The 2,632-nt window shown below is 52.4% G+C and carries 2 protein-coding genes; both read right to left on the bottom strand.

Going from position 1 to position 2,632, the window contains the following annotated elements; genetic code table 11:
• Positions 1-62 precede the first annotated feature (62 nt).
• Complete coding sequence (locus VK792_RS19440) at positions 63-317, bottom strand: hypothetical protein (RefSeq protein ID WP_326299574.1); 255 nt, start codon at positions 315-317, stop codon at positions 63-65.
• Positions 318-428: 111 nt separating this feature from the next.
• Positions 429-2,632: TrlF family AAA-like ATPase (locus VK792_RS19435; RefSeq protein WP_326299572.1), on the bottom strand; the 2,204-nt coding region annotated here is incomplete at its 5' end.

The raw sequence follows: 2,632 nt of genomic DNA, 5'->3' as shown, positions 1-2,632 counted from the left end.
ATCAGCATGACTCGCACGGCCAGCACCAAATGGGAATCCCAATTCGGACTCGTTTGTCGCGATCAATCCACTAGGTTCTTGCGCTTCCCCTTGTACTCCCACGCGAAGCAATCCTTGCGCCAGACGTCCGCCCAGCCTTCACCGCCGGACGTCTTGGACGCCCCCTTCTCGAACGTGAACCACTCACCCTTTGGGTCCGCCGTGGTGGGTTCATCAATGCCCAGCAAGCGACACAGGTCGTTGAAGTGCGACTGGGACGCCGAACGCTCTTTCAGTTCAACCGATTTCCACTTCGAAATGAAATCCTGTGGTGTCAAAATTCAACCTTCCCAAACAATCGAGACAACTTGCCAACGACATTGAAGAGCGAACGGGCATGGTCTCTATCCGTCTTCGCTTTCACATGTTCGACTTCCGAAATCATTCGTTCAGAACCCATACTTCGTTCGGCGTGTCGTGAATGCCTGTTCCCCGCCTTCCAGCAATTCCTTGATCATCTGCTGGACTTCCGGCTTGTCGATTGAACCGCACAGTTCCGGTTCAATCTTTGTGCGGTCAACTCCATCTTCCACGACGGGCGTCAGCCCGATAATCTGATCCGCATCCCCAAGTACGGGAATATTCGGATTGTGACTCGAAAACAGGAATTGGCGTTTCTTTTTTGCCGCCCTCATTGTCGTCACAACGTGTCCAGCAATAAAATGATTGTCCAAGTCGTCTTCCGGTTGGTCGATCAACAATGGTGCATCCGACTCCAGAAGCAAAAGCATCAATACCGCCGTTGCTTTTTGACCGGCAGAAAGTCGATCAAGCTCTTTCCAGTTCTCACTTCCAACCGGACCAACGTTTAACTCAATGATGGCTTCTGGCGGAATCCGCGTTTCCTCCACCAACAGTGCCAATTTTTCTCCTCCGGCGGCTATCTTCTGTGCGGACGAGTCTGTGAATCCAAACTCATCACAAAGGGCTTGAGCACCCTTTCGGATCGTGACCGCAAGTCTTGATGGGGACAGGTCGTCAAGCTCTTGCAGCTTGGTCAGTGCTTGACTGATTTGGCCTTCGGTTCCGTTCCGCAACACATCTTCGAGCGGCCCCAAGTCGGAACTTGGCCGGACGCTTGCCCTCACCGTTCCGGACAGTTTCCTGCTTACCTTTTTCGCCGCTTTTTCGAGATCGCGATATGCCTTGCGGTCGGCTTTTTCCCATTCATCTACGATCTCTCTGCGGGCGCTTTGTTCCTTTGCTCGCTCTGCAAGGGTTGCGTCCCTCACTCCCTGTTTGGGTTCAAGGTTTTCAACCTGCTTCTTGACAGAAAGGTACGCATCCGGATCAAAGCCCTCGCCTTCAAGCTCCTTTTTGAGAGTTTTGTATTTCGCCTCAATAGCGTCGGCTTTGGGTTGCCAGTCAGATCGAAGGGAACTTAGATCACTGGACGCTTGCTTTGCCGCCTCCACCAAGATTTTCGAAGCTTGATTTTGGGCATCGTGCAAGGCTTTGGCAATCGTTTGGACCTGTTCCAGATCGCCTCTGTGAGGTAGCTTTACCTCTTCCTCTGACGGGAGAACCGATAACGGTTCATGTTCCTCACGTTTCAAGTCCAACCCGACTTGCTCAAACGTCGAAATTTGGTTGGCGAAGTCTTCCAGTATTCTCTTTTCGCGCTGTACAGAGGTCTGTTCATCCAACCGGGTGGACAGCTTGGTTTCCTCGAAGCGCTTTAGTTGCTCTTTCAACCCCGGTAGCGCAGCTAGAGAAAGATCAAGCTCGGCAACCTTTTCTTCAAGTTCAAGAATCTTCTTTCGCGAGGACCGGAAACGCTCTTCAATAGCGCTTTCATTGGACGTTGCGTCGGTGTCGGTTCCCACAAACCGCCCCAACAATTCCGCAAGCTGCCGTTTGTCCCGCGTTATCTCAGAAATTTCATGCTGACCATAAATCTCCAACTCGGGAAGAACATCTACGGGTTTTAGATCGGCTACGATTTCACCTGCTTGGTTCTTTACCCGCGCTTCCGCTCCGTAGGCACGTTCAATGAGGTAGTAACCGGGCGATGGACTTGGCGAGAAGATTACGACCGAAACTTCGGACCTCGACCCAAGAAGGTGCTTGATCATTAGGCCGTGGCTTTTTGCTGCATCTTTGCCAAGTGGAGGTATGTCGAAGACGAACCTCAGGCTTTCGACAACAGTGGACTTGCCCGCACCGCGACCGCCGATCATCACGTTTAGGCCAGCATTGAGCGCTACCCATTGCCCATCCAGCAAACCCCCATCCCATGCCACTGCGACGATACGGGTGAAATCACCCGTTTCAGCGTCGGAGTTTAGTTTGACCCGGCTTTCACCGTCTAGAAACGCCTGCCGAAGACCTTCAATCGAAACATCAGTCATCTTGAGCATTGTCGTGCTTCCCGGCTTCCCGAAATCATCGGGACAAGAAACGTCACATGCATTTACAAAGCTGACGGGCCGGTCTCTCTTGTGCGCGATGTCCTTGTTCTGGCAAATCTGCCGATGCTCAATCGGCAAGTCCCCAATCGAACCGGGAATTGCGGATGCTAGTGGATTGAATCCAACATTTGGAACCCTCGATTTCTTGCGGCGATGATGTCGTTGGGGTCTGCCCGCCAAAC

The organism is Mesobacterium hydrothermale (assembly GCF_035818635.1).
Taxonomy (GTDB): domain Bacteria; phylum Pseudomonadota; class Alphaproteobacteria; order Rhodobacterales; family Rhodobacteraceae; genus Mesobacterium_A; species Mesobacterium_A hydrothermale.
Note: the sequence above shows the minus strand (reverse complement) of the source record. Positions and strands in the feature narration are given on the sequence as shown.